The organism is Pseudomonas izuensis, from assembly GCF_002356535.2.
Taxonomy (GTDB): domain Bacteria; phylum Pseudomonadota; class Gammaproteobacteria; order Pseudomonadales; family Pseudomonadaceae; genus Aquipseudomonas; species Aquipseudomonas izuensis.
Map to the genome: position 1 here is coordinate 93150 of NZ_AP017423.2, position 16851 is coordinate 110000.

19 protein-coding genes (1 of these 19 cut by a window edge) are annotated in these 16851 nt (G+C 59.1%); 6 read left to right on the forward strand and 13 right to left on the reverse strand.

Annotation, left to right across the window (positions count from 1 at the left end):
- Positions 1–41: 41 nt before the first annotated feature.
- A complete protein-coding gene (locus tag LAB08_RS00460) occupies positions 42–1043 on the forward strand; it encodes an LLM class flavin-dependent oxidoreductase (RefSeq protein ID WP_096514039.1) in 1002 nt (333 codons plus the stop codon).
- A gap of 128 nt (positions 1044–1171) precedes the next feature.
- Here the strand turns inward: LAB08_RS00460 and LAB08_RS00465 are convergent, their stop codons facing one another.
- Complete coding sequence (locus LAB08_RS00465) at positions 1172–1393, reverse strand: DUF1161 domain-containing protein (protein ID WP_096514038.1); 222 nt, start codon at positions 1391–1393, stop codon at positions 1172–1174.
- 123 nt (positions 1394–1516) lie between these two features.
- Positions 1517–1732 carry a dodecin gene (locus tag LAB08_RS00470; RefSeq protein ID WP_008027736.1) on the reverse strand — a complete coding sequence of 72 codons (216 nt, stop codon included), beginning with the start codon at positions 1730–1732 and terminating at the stop codon, positions 1517–1519.
- Between the two features lie 157 nt (positions 1733–1889).
- Here LAB08_RS00470 and LAB08_RS00475 point away from each other — a divergent pair, with 157 nt between their 5' ends.
- Positions 1890–2216: an ElaB/YgaM/YqjD family protein gene (locus LAB08_RS00475; protein ID WP_096514037.1), complete on the forward strand. Its 327-nt coding sequence runs from the start codon at positions 1890–1892 to the stop codon at positions 2214–2216.
- On the opposite strand, the gene LAB08_RS00480 is transcribed toward LAB08_RS00475, so the two are convergent.
- Positions 2189–3106, reverse strand: a complete 918-nt coding sequence (locus LAB08_RS00480; protein WP_096514036.1) for a LysR family transcriptional regulator — start codon at positions 3104–3106, stop codon at positions 2189–2191. The genes LAB08_RS00475 and LAB08_RS00480 overlap by 28 nt on opposite strands.
- A gap of 112 nt (positions 3107–3218) precedes the next feature.
- Between LAB08_RS00480 and trpB the strand changes: the two genes are divergently transcribed.
- The 3 genes from trpB (at position 3219) to LAB08_RS00495 (ending at position 5807) form a co-directional block, all read left to right on the forward strand.
- Entirely contained in the window at positions 3219–4439 is a 1221-nt protein-coding gene (gene trpB / locus LAB08_RS00485; protein WP_096514035.1) for a tryptophan synthase subunit beta, read from the forward strand.
- Entirely contained in the window at positions 4439–5251 is an 813-nt protein-coding gene (trpA, locus tag LAB08_RS00490) for a tryptophan synthase subunit alpha (RefSeq protein ID WP_096514034.1), read from the forward strand. Before trpB ends, trpA begins: the two co-directional genes overlap by 1 nt.
- A gap of 121 nt (positions 5252–5372) precedes the next feature.
- Positions 5373–5807: an anti-virulence regulator CigR family protein gene (locus LAB08_RS00495; protein ID WP_096514033.1), complete on the forward strand. Its 435-nt coding sequence runs from the start codon at positions 5373–5375 to the stop codon at positions 5805–5807.
- 130 nt (positions 5808–5937) lie between these two features.
- On the opposite strand, the gene LAB08_RS00500 is transcribed toward LAB08_RS00495, so the two are convergent.
- The 10 genes from LAB08_RS00500 to LAB08_RS00545 form a co-directional block, all read right to left on the reverse strand.
- The gene (locus LAB08_RS00500; protein WP_096514032.1) at positions 5938–7899 is read right to left on the reverse strand and encodes a DUF7844 domain-containing protein; all 1962 of its coding nucleotides are present in this window, start codon (positions 7897–7899) and stop codon (positions 5938–5940) included.
- Complete coding sequence (locus LAB08_RS00505) at positions 7896–8216, reverse strand: DUF2388 domain-containing protein (protein ID WP_008002141.1); 321 nt, start codon at positions 8214–8216, stop codon at positions 7896–7898. Before LAB08_RS00505 ends, LAB08_RS00500 begins: the two co-directional genes overlap by 4 nt.
- A gap of 27 nt (positions 8217–8243) precedes the next feature.
- Positions 8244–8561 carry a DUF2388 domain-containing protein gene (locus tag LAB08_RS00510; protein WP_096514031.1) on the reverse strand — a complete coding sequence of 106 codons (318 nt, stop codon included), beginning with the start codon at positions 8559–8561 and terminating at the stop codon, positions 8244–8246.
- Between the two features lie 107 nt (positions 8562–8668).
- Positions 8669–8989 carry a DUF2388 domain-containing protein gene (locus tag LAB08_RS00515; protein WP_085716020.1) on the reverse strand — a complete coding sequence of 107 codons (321 nt, stop codon included), beginning with the start codon at positions 8987–8989 and terminating at the stop codon, positions 8669–8671.
- Between the two features lie 339 nt (positions 8990–9328).
- Positions 9329–9544, reverse strand: a complete 216-nt coding sequence (locus LAB08_RS00520; RefSeq protein ID WP_007947887.1) for a DUF1127 domain-containing protein — start codon at positions 9542–9544, stop codon at positions 9329–9331.
- A 318-nt stretch (positions 9545–9862) separates the two neighbouring features.
- A complete protein-coding gene (gene scpC, locus LAB08_RS00525) occupies positions 9863–11356 on the reverse strand; it encodes a succinyl-CoA:acetate CoA-transferase ScpC (RefSeq protein ID WP_096514030.1) in 1494 nt (497 codons plus the stop codon).
- Positions 11357–11569: 213 nt separating this feature from the next.
- Positions 11570–13006, reverse strand: coding sequence for an NAD(P)(+) transhydrogenase (Re/Si-specific) subunit beta (locus LAB08_RS00530; protein WP_096514029.1), 1437 nt, complete (start codon positions 13004–13006; stop codon positions 11570–11572).
- Positions 13003–13359, reverse strand: a complete 357-nt coding sequence (locus LAB08_RS00535; RefSeq protein WP_096514028.1) for an NAD(P) transhydrogenase subunit alpha part 2 — start codon at positions 13357–13359, stop codon at positions 13003–13005. The genes LAB08_RS00530 and LAB08_RS00535 overlap by 4 nt, the downstream gene beginning before the upstream one ends.
- An 11-nt stretch (positions 13360–13370) precedes the next feature.
- The gene (locus LAB08_RS00540; protein ID WP_096514027.1) at positions 13371–14492 is read right to left on the reverse strand and encodes a Re/Si-specific NAD(P)(+) transhydrogenase subunit alpha; all 1122 of its coding nucleotides are present in this window, start codon (positions 14490–14492) and stop codon (positions 13371–13373) included.
- 435 nt (positions 14493–14927) lie between these two features.
- Positions 14928–15827, reverse strand: coding sequence for a LysR family transcriptional regulator (locus tag LAB08_RS00545; protein WP_096514026.1), 900 nt, complete (start codon positions 15825–15827; stop codon positions 14928–14930).
- A gap of 157 nt (positions 15828–15984) precedes the next feature.
- On the opposite strand from LAB08_RS00545, the gene LAB08_RS00550 reads away from it, so the two are divergent.
- On the forward strand, positions 15985–16851 hold the 5' portion of the coding sequence (locus tag LAB08_RS00550) for an acyl-CoA dehydrogenase (RefSeq protein WP_077047085.1). 315 nt of this gene lie beyond the right edge of the window; only the first 867 of its 1182 coding nucleotides appear in the window; it begins with the start codon at positions 15985–15987; its stop codon lies beyond the right edge, outside the window.

Consider the following 16851-nt stretch of genomic DNA (forward strand, 5'->3'; position numbering starts at 1 on the left):
CGCAAGAAAAAACCTGCGCCCTCAATTGGAGAAGCAGGTTCATGAAACGACTGTCCGATATCAAGTTCTCGACCCTCGATCTGGTGCCCGTGCGGGAAAATGGCAGCGCGGCTCAATCGCTGCGCAACTCGCTGGACCTGGCGCAGCACGTCGAGAAATTCGGCTACAACCGGTTTTGGGTCGCTGAACACCACAACATGGACGGCATCGCCAGTTCCGCGACTTCGGTGCTGCTGGGCTACCTGGCGGGTGGCACGTCGACTATTCGCGTGGGTTCGGGTGGGGTGATGTTGCCCAATCACGCGCCGCTGGTGATCGCCGAGCAGTTCGGTACCCTTGAAAGCCTGTACCCGGGACGCATCGACCTCGGGCTCGGTCGCGCGCCGGGTTCCGATCAGATGACGGCCCGTGCGCTGCGCCGCGAGCGCTCCGGCAGCGCCGATGACTTCCCGGAAGATGTGGCCGAACTGGTGCGTTATCTTGGCCCGCGCACGCCGGAGCAGCGCGTCATCGCGATGCCGGGCACCGGTACCAATGTGCCGATCTGGCTGCTGGGTTCAAGCTTGTTCAGTGCGCAACTGGCAGGTGAACGGGGTTTGCCCTACGCCTTCGCTTCACATTTCGCACCGCGCTTCATGCACGAGGCGATTCGCGTCTACCGCAATCACTTCAAGCCTTCGGCGGTGCTGGACAAGCCCTACGTAATGCTCGGTGTGCCACTGGTAGCCGCCGACACCGATGAGCAGGCCGACTATCTGGCGACCTCAGTGTTCCAGCGCATACTCGCGCTGATGCGTGGCCATAGCCTGGTGCAGCGCCCGCCGGTGAAATCCATGGATGGCCTGTGGCTACCCCATGAGAGGGAGGCTGTCATGGACTTCCTGGGGCTGGCGATGATCGGCGGCCCGCAGAAAATTCGAGCCAAACTGGACGTGCTGATCGAGCAGACTCAGGCTGATGAGCTGATATTTACCTGCGACCTTTACGAGCATGCTGATCGTCTGCGTTCCTACGAGCTGCTGGCGCAGGTCATGAAAGGCTGACATTTCGCTTTATCAATGTAGGAGCGAGCTCGCTCGCGATGCTCGCCAACGATTACGTTGCAAGCCTGACACCCCGCGGTGGTCTCAGGTTCATCGCGAGCGAGCTCGCTCCTACAGGGTTCTGGTATTTAGCGTTTGTAGACGATTTCCTTGGTGCCCTTCTCACAGGTGCCGACGACTTTTCCGCCAGCCGCAGAGCCTTTATCGACAATTTCCAGCGAATAACCGGAAACGCCTTTGGCATCAAGCTTTGCTGCGATCTCGGCTTTCAGTTCTTCGCAGGATTTGACATCAGCGAAGGCTGTCCCCGCCAGACTCAACAAACCTGCCGCCAAAATAAACTTCTTCATCAGTCGCATTCTCTGGTCGGATCAAAAGGGAGCACCCAGCCTTTGGCCAGATTTAGTTATGTAGCGCCTCGCCATTCCCTATGGCACTCGGCCAGCGCGTATTCCAAGAAGGCTAGACTATTGTCAGCTGCTGGCAATCCTGAATCCGACCTTTAGCGTTACCTGAAAGTGCGCAGCCTTGCCGTCCTTGATGTGCCCGCGGGTTTCGGTCACTTCAAACCATTCCATGTACTTGAGACTTTTACTGGCCTCGGCCAGTGCGTTGTTGATCGCGTCTTCGATGCTGCTGGTGGACGAGCCAACCAGTTCGACTTTCTTGTAGGTGTGATGGTCAGTCATGGCGTTCTCCTTAGGGTGTGAAATACAGCCTAGCAGTGATTTTCTGTCTTACTTCTGCCGGTCGGTCCGACAGGGAAGTTCACATTTACTGCACTTTCTCGAGCCCCTGAAGTCCCAACCAACACACGCCACTCATCAACAATGCAGGAGAGCCACCATGGCTAACAGCTCGTTACGTAAAGCCTCATTGCAAAGCATGGAAGCGGAGATCGAGAGTCTGCTCAAATCCTTGGAAAGCCTGAAGGACGACGCCTCGGACGAGTCGCGTAAAACCCTCAAGGTGCTCAAGGGCAACGCCGAGAACGCGCTGAGACATTCGCGTCATCTGCTCTCCGATGCGTATGAGGAGGTTAAAGTGAAAACCCGTGAGACCGGGATTGCCACCCGGGACTACGCCCAGGAACACCCTTGGACGACAGCCGGTGTCGCCGTGGGTGCATTGGGTCTGCTGGCTGCCTACTTGCTGATCAAGCGCGGTGACTGATCCGTCTGGCGCAACTCGTTCTTGAGCCATTGCGCCAGTTGTCGGGCGCGCCCGTCCGCGGCGCGCTTGGGCAGCCACAGCGCCAGTTGCGCCGGGGTTTCGCTGAAACCCCAAGGCGCAACGAGTCGCCCCGCCCTCAAGTCTTCGGCCACCAGCGGCTCAGGGGCAATCGCCACGCCCAGCCCGGCCACGGCGGCCTCCAGCAAGTAATACAAATGTTCGAAACCCTGACCGTACCTCAGCGCATTGGCGTCGAGGCCGCTTTGTTGCGCCCAGCTGGGCCAGGCTTGCGGGCGCGAGGTGGTATGCAGCACTGATTCATTGAGCAGGGCTGTGGCCGGCGCGGCTTTGAGCTTATCGAAGCCGACGAATCGAGGACTCATCACCGGGCCGATCCGCTCACTGGCGAGCTCGAACACTTGCATATCCGCCGGCCATGGCGGCTCGGCAAACACCAGCAAGGCATCCAGGCCGGGGCGACGGGGATCAAGATCGCCTTCTCCGGCCGACAAGTGCAGGCGCAGGTCCGGAAGATCGGCATTCAGCCTTCCCAGGCGAGGAATGAACCAGCGTGCCAGCAGGCTTCCCGAGCAGCCGAGCACAAAAGGTGCATCGGCGGTGTTCTGGGTAAGCTCGGCGCACACGGTGCGCAGGCGCTCGAAGGCTTCAGCGCTGGCATCGCGTAAACGAATGCCGGCATCTGTGAGTTTCAGGCCGCGGCCATCCTTGCTGAACAGACTCACCCCGAGGTGTTCTTCCAGCACCTTAAGCTGCCGGCTGACCGCGCCATGGGTGACGTGCAGCTGTTCCGCCGCCTGACTGACACTGTTCAGGCGGGCGGTGGCTTCGAAGGCGCGCAGGGCATTAAGCGGTGGCAGGTCGTGGCTCATGATATCTGTGAGTTTTCCTGACAGGTTGTGGCGATCTTATCGGTTTTCAGAGCGCAGTGTCAGAGGTAGAGTGAAGCCCATTGTCATATCACGCATTCAATTGGAGCGCCCCATGACCCAGACTAATCTGCGCAACGGCCCTGACGCCAACGGCCTGTTCGGCGCGTTCGGCGGCCGTTACGTCGCTGAAACCCTGATGCCGCTGGTCCTCGATCTGGCTCGCGAATATGAGGCGGCCAAGGACGATCCTGCATTCAAGGAAGAATTGGCCTACTTCCAGCGCGACTACGTCGGTCGTCCGAGCCCGCTTTATTTCGCCGAGCGCCTGACCGAGTTCTGTGGCGGTGCGAAGATTTATCTCAAGCGTGAAGAGCTGAATCACACCGGCGCGCACAAGATCAACAACTGCATCGGCCAGATCCTGCTGGCGCGGCGCATGGGCAAGAAGCGCATCATCGCCGAGACCGGCGCCGGCATGCACGGTGTGGCGACCGCTACCGTGGCCGCGCGTTTTGGCCTGGACTGCGTCATCTACATGGGCACAACCGACATCGAACGTCAGCAGGCCAACGTGTTCCGCATGAAGCTGTTGGGCGCCGAAGTGATTCCGGTCGTGGCCGGTACAGGCACCCTCAAGGACGCGATGAACGAAGCCTTGCGTGACTGGGTGACCAACGTCGACAACACGTTCTATCTGATTGGCACTGTGGCCGGTCCGCATCCTTATCCAGCGATGGTCCGCGACTTCCAGGCTGTCATCGGCAAGGAAACCCGCGACCAGTTGCAAGCTCAGGAAGGCCGTCTGCCGGACAGCCTGGTGGCCTGTATCGGTGGCGGTTCCAACGCCATGGGCCTGTTCCACCCGTTCCTCGACGACAAGAGCGTGGAAATCATCGGCGTTGAAGCGGCCGGCTACGGCATCGAAACCGGCAAACACGCGGCCAGCCTGAACGGCGGCGTACCGGGCGTGTTGCACGGTAACCGCACCTTCCTGTTGCAGGACGACGATGGCCAGATCATCGACGCCCACTCGATCTCCGCAGGTCTGGACTACCCGGGTATCGGCCCGGAACACGCCTGGTTGCATGACATCGGTCGTGTTCAGTACACCTCGGTGACTGACGACGAAGCGCTTGCCGCCTTCCATCAGTGCTGCCGCCTGGAAGGGATTATTCCGGCGCTGGAAAGCGCCCACGCCTTGGCTGAAGTGTTCAAGCGCGCACCGACGCTGCCGAAGGATCACCTGATGGTGGTCAACCTGTCCGGCCGTGGCGATAAAGACATGCAGACCGTGATGCACCATATGGAACAATCAAAGCAGGAGAAACACTGATGAGCCGCCTGCAAACGCGTTTTGCCGAACTCAAGGAACAGAACCGTGCCGCTCTGGTGACCTTCGTCACCGCTGGCGACCCGGGCTACGACACGTCCCTGGCGATCCTCAAAGGTTTGCCGGCCGCTGGCGCCGACGTGATCGAGCTGGGCATGCCCTTCACCGATCCAATGGCTGACGGCCCGGCGATCCAGCTCGCCAACATTCGCGCCCTGGCTGCCAAGCAGAACCTGGCGAAAACCCTGGAAATGGTGCGTGAGTTCCGCAAGGACAACAACGAAACGCCGCTGGTGCTGATGGGCTACTTCAACCCGATCCACAAATACGGCGTACCGCGTTTCATCACCGATGCAAAAGAGGCCGGTGTCGATGGCCTGATCGTGGTGGACATGCCACCCGAGCACAACGGCGAACTGTGCGATCCGGCGCAGGCTGCCGGTCTGGACTTCATCCGCCTGACCACCCCGACCACCGACGATGTACGCCTGCCGACCGTGCTCAACGGCAGCTCCGGCTTTGTGTACTACGTGTCCGTTGCCGGTGTGACCGGTGCCGGCGCGGCAACTCTGGAGCATGTTGAAGAGGCGGTCGCTCGCCTGCGTCGCCATACCGATCTGCCGATCAGCATCGGTTTTGGTATTCGCACGCCGGAGCAAGCGGCGTCTATCGCACGTCTGGCCGATGGTGTGGTTGTGGGTTCGGCACTGATCGATCACATCGCCGATGCCTCGACACCGGAACAGGCGATCGATGGCGTGCTGAGCCTTTGCTCGGCATTGGCCGACGGCGTGCGTAAGGCTCGCGTCAGCTGAAGGTAAAGTTCCTGATACAGAGGAATTAGAGCCTTCCGACACAGACTAATCAGCAAGACCGAGGGCTTCAGGACTGCGTTCTGAAGCCCTTTTTGCTGTGTGTGTTGTGAGGAAAACCTTGATGAAAATATCGAAGCGTCTGATTGCCGGCCTGGGCGTTCTGATGCTCAGCGCTACTCCGTTTTTGCCTGTCAGCGCAGACCAGCACGATGATCACGGCCGTTACGATAATCATGGTGACTACCATGGCGATGAACATCACGACCATGACAACCATCGTGGTGGGCCCCCACCACGGGACTTCGGTCCGGTTCGCCAGACGATCCACGACAATCACGGCTACTTCGTTCGGGGCGCACCGCCACCACCCGGAGTCTATGTGGTGCGTGGTCGGCCGCTGCCCCGTGGCTATTACGGCGAACGGCTGGATAATCGAGCATTGAGCCGGCTGCCGTATTACCCGGGTTACGAATGGCGCCGTGCCGGCGCAGACGTGGTACTGATTGCTGCGGGCACCGGGATTGTCTATGAGGTTCTGCAGGGGGTTCTGTACTGACGGATCACATTGGACCGAACCCTGAGCCACTGTAGGAGCGTGCTTGCTCGCGATGGCGTTGTATCAGTCAACCTGGATGTTGAAGCTGATGGCCCTTTCACGAGCAAGCTCGCTCCCTCAGGTCGTGGGGTCAAGGTAGCTCTATCCCGCCCGACGCCTTGTGCAGTTTGCGCAGATGCTCGCCAATCTGTTTTACGTTGGCCTCGTTGGCGGCCATTTCGGCGGCGCGGCTCGGTTCCAGCAATGCTCTCACTTCTTTGTCCAGAGCCCCGGACAGCGCCAGGAGCTGCTTCTGGCGCTGGCTGCTTTCCGCTTCCAGATGCTGCCACTCGCTCGGTTGCGGCAAGCCATAACCGTTGGTGCCCAGCAGTTCCGCCGGCCGACTGAGGAAGCCACTGTTGGCGAGAATGTCCTTGAGTGTCTCGTTGGCCTTGTCCATGCCGCCATTCTTCAGCTCTCGGGCACCCAGATAGCGTTGCTTTACTTCATCCTGGGCCAATAGCAACTGTTGACGGAAACTCGCTTGCTCCAGCAGAAGCAACGCCGCACTGGTGCGTAAATCGGCCTGTTCGAACCATTGCCGACGCTCCGAGGCTTTCAAGTCGAGCCATTCTTCGACGGTGTCCTGTTTGATCGGCAACTGCTTTTTCAGGATCTCGAACATGGCCTGATAGCGTTCGCGGAAGGAATCAAAACGATAACCCAGGCGCAAGGCCTCTCGCGGATCGTCCAGCACGCTGGTATCCGCCAGTCCACGGCCCTTCAGCACTTCCAGCAAACCGTTGGGCATGATGTTGTCGAGCCCCACCAGTTGCGGGTTGTTGGTGCCACCACGCAGTAATTTCAGTTCCTCCACCGCGCAGTTGTTGGACAGGAAGAAGTAGTTGCCGTCGTAGCTCCAGTGCATCTCCGCGGCACGTTCCACCACGTCTTCAATCTCTTGGCGTGACAGGTTCAGGGGCACGGAGGCGAGGCTGCGCAGTTCGGTCTTGGTGTATTCGTCGATGACCTGAGACAGCGGCAGGATAAACAGCCGCGAAGGGTATTTACCGACCAGGCCATCCCAGCTCGACAACTGTACGTCGCCGACGAAGGCGCGGTACGACAGCACCAGATGCTGGTCCAGGTCCAGTCGACAATCTGGTCCGCGTGGTCGGCCCGGCGCGCAAATCACCAGGCGCAACATGCTGTGGCCCCAGCGACTGAACAGGTTCTGGTTGGCCTCGGCCAGCAGATAGTCAACGGCATAGACCCGCTCCGGATCGACCTGGCCCAAAGGTGTCTTGGCGAAGTCGTTGCCGGCATTGAGGAAAGCGAAGGTTTTGCCGCAGGCCTCTTTGGCGGCGGGTGCCCAGCCGAAATGTTCCTTGTAGTAGCGGTACAGTGCCGGGCGGCGGCAGGCGTAGCTCGGGTCGAGGAGGAAATACTCCATGTTGACCGCGACGAATTCCTTTGGGCTGCTGGTTTCGTAGATATCCGGGCTGCGGGCAGTCTGGCGGTTGTGCTGCTCGCGTTCGCCGCGACGGCCCACGTATTGCTGCCAGCCGGCGAGGTCGAGCAGACGCGGGTCGTCGCTGAGGGTAAAGCGCCGATCGGACTGCCCGCGACATTGGTCGGGAATGCCAACCAGCCCTGAGCTGTTGCTGCGCTGGGTGCAGCGTTGGATCAGTTTGCGTTCTGCTTCCGGCCACAGGCGCGCCCGATCGTAGATGTGTGTCAGTTCGTGCAACACCGTGGCCAGCAGTTCCAGGCGCACGGTGCCATGGGGGCGATGGGTTTTCCGGGTCGCGGCGCTGCCATCGGTGAGGCCGGCCAGCAGTTTACGGTTGAGATCGAGCTCGGACACCGGTGATGCCTGGCCGTAGGCGTCGTGCGGCATGTCATCGGTCCAGCCAACGTCGATGCGCCGGTCCAGTTGCTCGATAAAGCGTGGCGGCAGTGCCTGCATGGCTTCATCGAGCAACGCCTGGCTGGCTTGTTGTTGCGCGGGAGTCAGACCTTCGGTCTTGAGATGTAACTGAAGGCCTGCATGGGCCGTGTTGCCAAGCAGCAACAGGGCCCCGGCCAGCAGCCAGGCGCCTGGACGCCTCACAGTGCGAGGATGGCTTCGGCGAGATCCTGATCACTGGCGTCACGGGCTTCCGGTACGCGGGTGCGCAGCAAATCGAAAGCGGATTCCAGGTGAGCGCCACGAATGTCGCCATTGCTGGCAACGAAACTGGCGGCGTCGTCCTGGGCTTCGCGCACGATTTTCGAATCGCGAATGGACGTGGTGGTGTCGGAGGTGAAATCGAGGGTGCGCTGGGTAGCACGGATCAGCATGTTACTGGTGGCAACCAGAGTATGTGCCTGGGCCACATCGGCTAACAGCAACAGGCCTAAGGTGGCAGCAATCAGCGGGTTACGCATGGAACGACTCCAGAAAAGCAGGGATAACTATTGGACGAGAATTGCTTGTGCCAGTTCAAGGTCGCTGGCATGAAGTTTTGCCTGGGTTCGGCGCAGATAACGCAGGGCCGACTCCAGTCGTGCGCCTCTCAGTTGGCCGTCACTGGCAATGAATGCCGCAGCATCATCCTGGGCGGCGAACAGCAGTTTATGGTCGAAGGGCGCGCTGGTCACCAAACTTGTGGCGTAACCGCTGGCGACGATGCCTTGGGTGGACAGGTTGAAGGCGTCATAAGCGTGGGCTGATCCACAGTAACCAAGGGTAAGCAGGACGGGAGCGATCAACAGATTTGAAGGAAAACGCATGAGACTCGACAGTTGAAAGTGAGCCCCAAGGCTAACGCAAGGTCCGACCTGGATCCAGCCACGAAACGCTGGGGCACGCCGGGCGTACCCCATGTCTGTGCAGCCGTTTAGATGGTCAGGATCGCTTGCGCCAGTTGTGCGTCGCTTGCGTTCAATTGAGGTGCCTGGTGGCGAATGTGGTCGAGGGCGCTTTCGAGTTTCACGCCGCGGATGGAACCTTCGCTGGCGACGAAGCTGGCAGCGTCGTCACGGGCCGCGAGCACGATTTTGTCATCCTTGAACGACGACGAGACGACGTCGGTGGTCGCATCGGACGTGGCTTTGAGCGCGTTGACCACAGCGTCGGTGGTCACGATGAAGCTGGTTGCGCTGGCATTGGCGGCCACGGCAAACAGGGCAGCAGCACTGAGCAGACGAAGACGGGACATGGGTAACTCCTTTGGGTAAAACCGATTGAAAGGTGGCGCAGTGTCGAATGAGTCAAACGTTAGACACTCAATATTCGCCACGTTCTGAATGGATAGTAGGCCGGTGCGTATTACCGCGACAATCTGATCGTGTGAAGGATCATCTGGTGAAGCTTTTAACGAGTATGAGCTTATCGGTATAACTGTACAGGTCTACTTCACGTTTTATCAAACTGTACTGATGCCGCCTTTTTTTACCCCTTAAACGACAAAACCCGCCGTGGTTTCCCACGACGGGTCTTGTTTGTTCAATTCGGGTTGCTGGCGGCGGACCTTAAGGTCAAAGCCAGCGACGCTAACTTAGCGCCAGAACGGCTTGCTCAGCTCTTCGTAGCGTTGTGCTTCGCTAATCCCGGCGTCAGCCAGCAGACGCGAATCCAGACGAGCCAGTTGATGGCGGCTGGAGATGCGGCGCTGCCACAGCATCAGGTTGGCGATAACGCGCAGAGGCATGGAAGCCTGGGTTTTTGCAGCGGTGTCTTCGAAGAACAGATCGGAACTGAGTGTACGTTCCATGGTTTTCATCCTTCCGCTTGTGGCGGGATTAGGTAGTGGTTTAACTGGTGCCCATGATCCTCCTGTTTGCCTAGTCTCTGTAGATACAGTTCACCTGTATTGTGAGAGCTCAGTTAACTGTTTATAGGGGGTGTACTGGTCAAAATTGAGGCAACTGTACCTATCTGCACCGTTACAGTGCGTTTTTGCTGATTTGATGTCAGGGGGTGGGTATTTCGGTAGGAAATGACCGGTACAGCAGTACAGTTTTTGACGGGATATGGCTTGGCAATAGCAAGCTGACGAAACTGTGTTTTCGTCAGCTGCTATCTGTATCAACTACGAGGTGAGCATTCGTCCGGTTTCTTCCAGCTTGATGTGCCAACTCAGGGCATCGCGCAGGATGTGTGGCGTGTGTCCACCGAGGGCGCAGGCGGCAGTGAAGTAATCATTCAGTGCCTGGCGGTAGTCAGGGTGTACGCACTTGTCGATGATGACCCGGGCACGCTCCCGAGGCGCGAGGCCTCGCAAGTCTGCCAGGCCCACTTCGGTCACGAGGATGTCGACGTCATGTTCGGTATGGTCGACGTGGCTGACCATCGGAACCACGCTGGAGATCGCACCGCCCTTGGCGATCGACTTGGTCACGAACACGGACAGGTGCGCGTTGCGCGCGAAGTCGCCCGAGCCACCGATGCCGTTCATCATCCGCGTGCCGCAGACGTGAGTGGAGTTGACATTGCCATAGATGTCGAACTCCAGTGCCGTGTTGATCCCGATGATGCCCAGGCGGCGCACGACTTCAGGGTGGTTGGAAATCTCCTGCGGGCGCAGGACCAGTTTGTCCTTGTAGCGCTCCAGATTGCCGAACACGTCGGCATTGCGCCGGCTCGACAGGGTGATCGAGCTGCCCGAAGCAAAGCTCAGCTTCCCGGCATCGATCAGGTCGAAGGTCGAGTCCTGCAGCACCTCGGAGTACATCGTCAGGTCTTCGAACGGCGAGTCGATCAGGCCACACATCACCGAGTTGGCGATGGTACCGATGCCGGCTTGCAACGGGCCGAGCTTGTTGGTCATGCGCCCGGCGGCCACTTCCTGTTTGAAGAAGTCGATCAGGTGGTCGGCAATGGCTTGGGTCTCGGCGTCCGGTGCCAGCACGGTGGAAGGTGAGTCAGCCTGGTTGGTGACCACGATGGCGACGATTTTTTCCGCTGGAATCGGGATGGCAGTGCTGCCAATGCGGTCGTCGACTTTGACCAATGGAATCGGGGTGCGGGTCGGGCGATAGGTCGGAATATAGATGTCGTGCAGGCCCTCGAGGTTCGGGTTGTGCGCCATGTTGATCTCGACAATCACATGCTTGGCGAAGATCGCGAAGCTGGCCGAGTTGCCCACCGAGGTGGTCGGCACGATATGGCCTTGCTCGGTGATGGCGACGGCTTCAATCACGGCAATGTCCGGCAACTTCAGTTGCTGGTTGCGCAATTGCTCCACGGTTTCCGACAAGTGCTGGTCGATGAACATGACTTCACCGGCGTTGATCGCCTTGCGCAGCGTGCTGTCGACCTGGAATGGCATACGTCGCGACAGCACGCCGGCTTCGGTCAATTGTTTGTCCAGGTCATTGCCCAGGCTGGCGCCGGTCATGAGGCTGATCTTCAGTGGCGTGACCTTGGCGCGCTCGGCCAGCGCTTGAGGGACGGCCTTGGCTTCGCCGGCGCGAGTAAAGCCACTCATGCCGACGGTCATGCCGTCTTCAATCAGAGCGGCAGCGTCGGCAGCGCTCATCACTTTGTCCAACAACGAAGGCAGGCGAATACGGTCACGGTACATGGGTTTTTATCTCGGGCAACAGGTAGCAGGACGTGCAGTCTAGTGAATTGCGCCGACTTCTGTCCCGCTACCAAGGTCGCAATCGAGGCGTCTATTCCGGGCCTTTTAAGCAAAACACCGTTACCGGATCGGTAACAAAAGAATAGTTTGTCTGACGATTTGCGCAAACAAAAACGCCCTGACAAGTCAGGGCGTTCTGTGTGCCGTGCGGGGTTACTCCACAGCCTTGACCATGTCTTCGATGACCTTTTTAGCGTCGCCGAACACCATCATGGTTTTGTCCAGGTAGAACAGCTCGTTGTCCAGGCCGGCATAGCCGCTGGCCATCGAGCGCTTGTTGACGATGATGGTCTTGGCCTTGAACGCTTCGAGAATCGGCATGCCGGCAATCGGCGATTTCGGATCGTTCTTGGCGGCCGGGTTGACCACGTCGTTGGCGCCCAGCACCAGCACCACGTCGGCCTGGCCGAACTCGGAGTTGATGTCGTCCATCTCGAACACCTGGTCGTACGGCACTTCGGCCTCGGCCAGCAGTACGTTCATATGTCCCGGCATACGACCGGCCACCGGGTGGATCGCGTACTTCACGGTCACACCGCGATGGGTCAGCTTCTCGGTCAGTTCCTTCAGCGCATGTTGCGCCCGTGCTACCGCCAGGCCGTAGCCCGGAACGATGATCACGGTGTCGGCGTTGGTCAGCAGGAAAGTCGCGTCGTCAGCCGAACCGGATTTCACCGGACGGGCTTCTTTCGAACCTGCAGGGCCGCCTGCGTCGGCCGTATTGCCGAAACCACCGAGCAATACGTTAAAGAAGGAGCGGTTCATCGCCTTACACATGATGTACGAGAGAATCGCACCGGACGAACCCACCAGAGAGCCGGCAATGATCAGCATCGAGTTGTTCAGCGAGAAGCCGATACCCGCTGCTGCCCAGCCGGAATAGCTGTTGAGCATCGACACGACGACCGGCATGTCGGCACCGCCAATCGGGATGATGATCAGCACGCCGAGCACGAAGGCCAGCGCCAGCATCAAGCCGAAAGCGGTGTAGTCGCCGGTGAGCATGAAGGTCACGCCCAGTGCCAGCGTGGCCAGGCCCAGCAGCAGGTTGAGCTTGTGCTGGCCGGAGAACTGTACCGGTGCGCCCTGGAACAAGCGGAACTTGTACTTGCCCGCCAGTTTGCCGAAGGCAATGACGGAACCGGAGAAGGTGATTGCACCGATGGCGGCACCGAGGAACAGTTCCAGGCGGTTACCGGCCGGGATCGCGTCACCGAGTTGCTGGACGATGCCCAGCGACTGTGGCTCGACCACGGCGGCCACGGCGATGAATACCGCTGCCAGGCCGATCATGCTGTGCATGAAGGCGACCAGCTCAGGCATTTTGGTCATCTCAACGCGTTTGGCCATGATCGAGCCAGCAGTGCCGCCGATCAACAGGCCGACGATCACGTAGACGATACCGTCATGGGCCAGTTCGGCACCGAGTTTGTAGATCAGGCCGACGGTGGTGAGGATCGCCAGGCCCATGCCGAGCATGCCGAATAGATTGCCGCGACGCGACGTGGTTGGGTGCGAGAGGCCCTTGAGCGCCTGGATGAAGCAGACCGAGGCGATCAAATACAGGGATGTAACCAGATTCATGCTCATGCTTGCTGCACCTCAGCCTTGACTGCTTCGGCCTTGGCTACCGGAGCTTTTGCTGGAGCCGCTTTCTTCTTGAACATTTCCAGCATGCGCCGGGTGACCAGGAAACCACCAAACACGTTGACGGCGGCCAGGGCCACGGCCAGGGTGCCCATGGTCTTGCCCAGCGGGGTTACGGTGAGGGCGGCGGCCAGCATGGCGCCGACGATCACGATGGCGGAAATGGCGTTGGTGACTGCCATCAGTGGTGTGTGCAGTGCAGGGGTCACGTTCCAGACCACGTGGTAGCCGACATAGATAGCCAGTACGAAGATGATCAGGTTGTAGATACCGTGAGAGATCAGCATGTCTTCCATTGTTTTTATCCTCAGCCGTTCTTGCGCACGATCTGGCCGTCGCGGCACATCAGGCACGCGGCGACGATATCGTCTTCAAGGTTGATCACCAGTTGTCCATCTTTATCGAACAACAGTTTCATGAAGTCCAGCAGGTTGCGTGCGTACAGCGCCGAGGCATCGGCAGCCACCGCAGCTGCCAGATTGGTCGGGCCGACGATGGTCACGCCGTGCTCGACGACTACCTGGTCAGCCACGGTCAGCGGGCAGTTGCCGCCCTGGGCTGCCGCGAGGTCGATGACCACCGATCCTGGCTTCATTTGCGCCACGGTTTCCGCGCTCAATAGCGTCGGCGCCTTGCGGCCCGGAATCAGTGCGGTAGTGATGACAATGTCAGCCTGCTTGGCGCGTTCGTGCACGGCCACGGCCTGGCGCTGCATCCAGCTGGCCGGCATGGGGCGTGCGTAACCGCCGACACCGACTGCGCATTCACGCTCTTCATCGGTTTCGTAAGGCACATCGACGAACTTGGCGCCGAGGGATTCGATCTGCTCTTTTACCGCAGGGCGTACGTCGGACGCTTCGATTACCGCTCCCAGGCGTTTCGCCGTAGCGATCGCCTGCAACCCGGCAACACCGGCACCGAGAATCAGCACGCGCGCCGCTTTGACGGTGCCCGCAGCAGTCATCAGCATCGGCATGAAGCGCGGATAGTGGTGAGCCGCCAGCAGCACGGCCTTATAGCCGGCGATGTTGGCCTGCGAGGACAACACATCCAGGCTTTGGGCGCGGGAGGTGCGCGGCGCGGCTTCCAGCGCAAACGCGGTAATCCCGCACTCGGCCAGTTTGGCGATGGTTTCATTGCTGAACGGGTTGAGCATGCCCACCACAATCGTGCCGCGCTTGATCAGCGCCAGCTCGCTGTTGCTGGGTGCGACCACTTTGAGAATCAGCTCGGCGCCAAACGCATCATTGGCGCTGCCAATGGTTGCACCTGCCGCTTCATAGGCACTGTCGATAACGCTGGCATTAATGCCGGCGCCACTCTGAACAGTGACCTTATGGCCCTGGCCGATCAGCTTCTTAATGGTTTCGGGGGTAGCAGCAACCCGCGTTTCACCCGTCTGGGTTTCGAGAGGAACACCAATGTGCACGTCAAATCTCCTGCGTGATCTTATTAAGTAAACCCATGCACTACGGATGGTGCGGCTGGGGCGGCCGATCAGCACGGCCCCGCCAAATCAAGGCGGGGCGCGGCATTTTGCAGGCGAACTTTGTGCCCTTCAAGAGATTATGACGCGTGACGGAAAATTAACTACAAGTCACCCCGTGACCGAATGTCGCATCAATTCGGTTCAATCCCTTGCCCAGCGTGCCTTTCAGACGATTTTGCCAAAATTCAGCAATTTTCACATCGGCCATATGAATGATGCTTTATTGCTACGAGATAGCGGCGCAAAGCCATGTGTTCAGGCGCTTGTGGAACGTTTGTACTGCTTTCTCGTACAGTCTTCGAATATGCGACAAATACTTATATCTGTAGGGTTTTTATTTTACTGACTACGAGGTCAGCTAATGCTCGTAAGCCTTTATCCTTCTAGGCTGTAGCTGTGCGCCTGATTGACCAGCCAATCCCGAAAAGCCCGTAAAGACGCCGATTCGACCTTTCGCTCAGGAATCATCAGGTAATAAGCCTTGATGCTGGAGAGTGCCTGAGGGTTGGCGATCACCAATCGTTTCTCGGCCAGTTCGCGCTGAATCAGAAACGGTGGAATCAAGGCGATGCCCATGTCGTGCATGGCCGCTTGGGCCAGCATGGAGAATAGCTCGTAGCGCGGTCCTGTCATGTCGCGAGGGACATTCAGTCGCTGGGAGTTAAACCAATGTCGCCAGGCATAGGGGCGAGTAGTCTGCTGTAGCAGGGGTAATTCGGCGATTTCGCCGGCTGTCAGGAGGGTCTTTTTTCCCAGCAGGTTGGGACTGCACACGGGCAGTGGGTGTTCGCCCATCAAGCGGTGGGACTCTGTGCCGGACCAGTCCGCATCGCCGAAGTAAATCGCCGCGTCGAAGTCGGTATCGGCAAACAGGAACGGGCGCGTGCGGTTCGTCAGATTGACCGTCACCTCCGGGTGTTTTTGCTGGAAGTCCTTGAGTCGAGGCAACAGCCATTGAGTGCCGAAGGTCGGTACCACGGCCAGTTCGATCACGTTGGCTCCCTGTTGCCCCATTACGGACAGGGTGTCCCGCTCGACCGCGTCGAGTTGAGTGGCAACCCGGCGGCTGTAGGAAAGCCCGGCTTCGGTCAGCTTCACTCCACGTCGCGAGCGTCGGAACAATTCAACATTGAGGAACTCCTCAAGGCTGGCGATCTGTCGGCAAATCGCGCCCTGGGTAAGCGACAGCTCTTGTGCTGCCTTGGTAAAGCTCTCGTGTCGTGCAGCCGCCTCGAAGCTGATCAGGGCGGTTGTACTGGGTATCTTCCTGCGCATGTACGTCAACCTCACTAATACATCGCATTAATTGCGTTATGCGACGTTTCGAAGTGAGAAATTAGCACAACAGTATGCGAAATCCTCGTTTGCCGGGACGACGAACCCGGCCTAGGATCAGTCCACGTTATTTGACCTGTTTCGAGAGGACACACTCATGGCCGGTAAAGCTAGCTTCAACTGGATCGATCCCCTTCTGCTGGATCAACAGCTCACCGAAGAAGAGCGCATGATCCGTGATACTGCTGCGCAGTTCGCCCAGCAGAGCCTTGCGCCGCGAATTCTCGAAGCGTTCCGTCATGAAAAAACCGATCCGGCCATCTTCCGCGAAATGGGCGAAGTGGGTCTGCTGGGTGCAACCATTCCCGAGCAGTACGGTGGCAGCGGCCTGAACTACGTCAGCTACGGCCTGATTGCCCGTGAAGTCGAGCGTATCGATTCCGGCTACCGCTCGATGATGAGTGTGCAGTCCTCGCTGGTAATGGTGCCGATCAATGAGTTCGGTACTGAAGCGCAGAAACAGAAGTACCTGCCAAAACTGGCTTCGGGTGAATGGATCGGCTGCTTTGGCCTGACCGAGCCTAACCACGGTTCCGACCCGGGCGCGATGATTACCCGCGCACGCAAAGTCGAAGGCGGCTACAGCCTGACCGGTAGCAAGATGTGGATCACCAACAGCCCGATCGCCGATGTGTTTGTGGTGTGGGGCAAGGACGATGCGGGCGATATCCGTGGTTTCGTCCTGGAAAAAGGCTGGAAAGGCCTGAGTGCCCCGGCGATTCACGGCAAGGTCGGCCTGCGGGCATCGATCACCGGCGAGATCGTCATGGACAACGTCTTTGTTCCGGAAGAGAACATTTTCCCGGATGTCCGCGGTCTGAAAGGTCCTTTCACCTGCCTCAACTCCGCGCGTTACGGCATTTCCTGGGGCGCTTTGGGTGCCGCAGAGTTCTGCTGGCACACTGCCCGCCAGTACACCCTGGATCGTCAGCAGTTCGGTCGTCCGTTGGCCGCCACTCAGTTG

Coding starts and splice junctions, on each gene's coding strand:
- LAB08_RS00460 (WP_096514039.1), top strand. CDS start 42: ATGAAACGACTGTCCGATATCAAGTTCTCGACCCTCGATCTGGTGCCC.
- LAB08_RS00465 (WP_096514038.1), bottom strand. CDS start 1,393: ATGAAGAAGTTTATTTTGGCGGCAGGTTTGTTGAGTCTGGCGGGGACA.
- LAB08_RS00470 (WP_008027736.1), bottom strand. CDS start 1,732: ATGACTGACCATCACACCTACAAGAAAGTCGAACTGGTTGGCTCGTCC.
- LAB08_RS00475 (WP_096514037.1), top strand. CDS start 1,890: ATGGCTAACAGCTCGTTACGTAAAGCCTCATTGCAAAGCATGGAAGCG.
- LAB08_RS00480 (WP_096514036.1), bottom strand. CDS start 3,106: ATGAGCCACGACCTGCCACCGCTTAATGCCCTGCGCGCCTTCGAAGCC.
- trpB (WP_096514035.1), top strand. CDS start 3,219: ATGACCCAGACTAATCTGCGCAACGGCCCTGACGCCAACGGCCTGTTC.
- trpA (WP_096514034.1), top strand. CDS start 4,439: ATGAGCCGCCTGCAAACGCGTTTTGCCGAACTCAAGGAACAGAACCGT.
- LAB08_RS00495 (WP_096514033.1), top strand. CDS start 5,373: ATGAAAATATCGAAGCGTCTGATTGCCGGCCTGGGCGTTCTGATGCTC.
- LAB08_RS00505 (WP_008002141.1), bottom strand. CDS start 8,216: ATGCGTAACCCGCTGATTGCTGCCACCTTAGGCCTGTTGCTGTTAGCC.
- LAB08_RS00510 (WP_096514031.1), bottom strand. CDS start 8,561: ATGCGTTTTCCTTCAAATCTGTTGATCGCTCCCGTCCTGCTTACCCTT.
- LAB08_RS00515 (WP_085716020.1), bottom strand. CDS start 8,989: ATGTCCCGTCTTCGTCTGCTCAGTGCTGCTGCCCTGTTTGCCGTGGCC.
- LAB08_RS00520 (WP_007947887.1), bottom strand. CDS start 9,544: ATGGAACGTACACTCAGTTCCGATCTGTTCTTCGAAGACACCGCTGCA.
- scpC (WP_096514030.1), bottom strand. CDS start 11,356: ATGTACCGTGACCGTATTCGCCTGCCTTCGTTGTTGGACAAAGTGATG.
- LAB08_RS00530 (WP_096514029.1), bottom strand. CDS start 13,006: ATGAGCATGAATCTGGTTACATCCCTGTATTTGATCGCCTCGGTCTGC.
- LAB08_RS00535 (WP_096514028.1), bottom strand. CDS start 13,359: ATGGAAGACATGCTGATCTCTCACGGTATCTACAACCTGATCATCTTC.
- LAB08_RS00545 (WP_096514026.1), bottom strand. CDS start 15,827: ATGCGCAGGAAGATACCCAGTACAACCGCCCTGATCAGCTTCGAGGCG.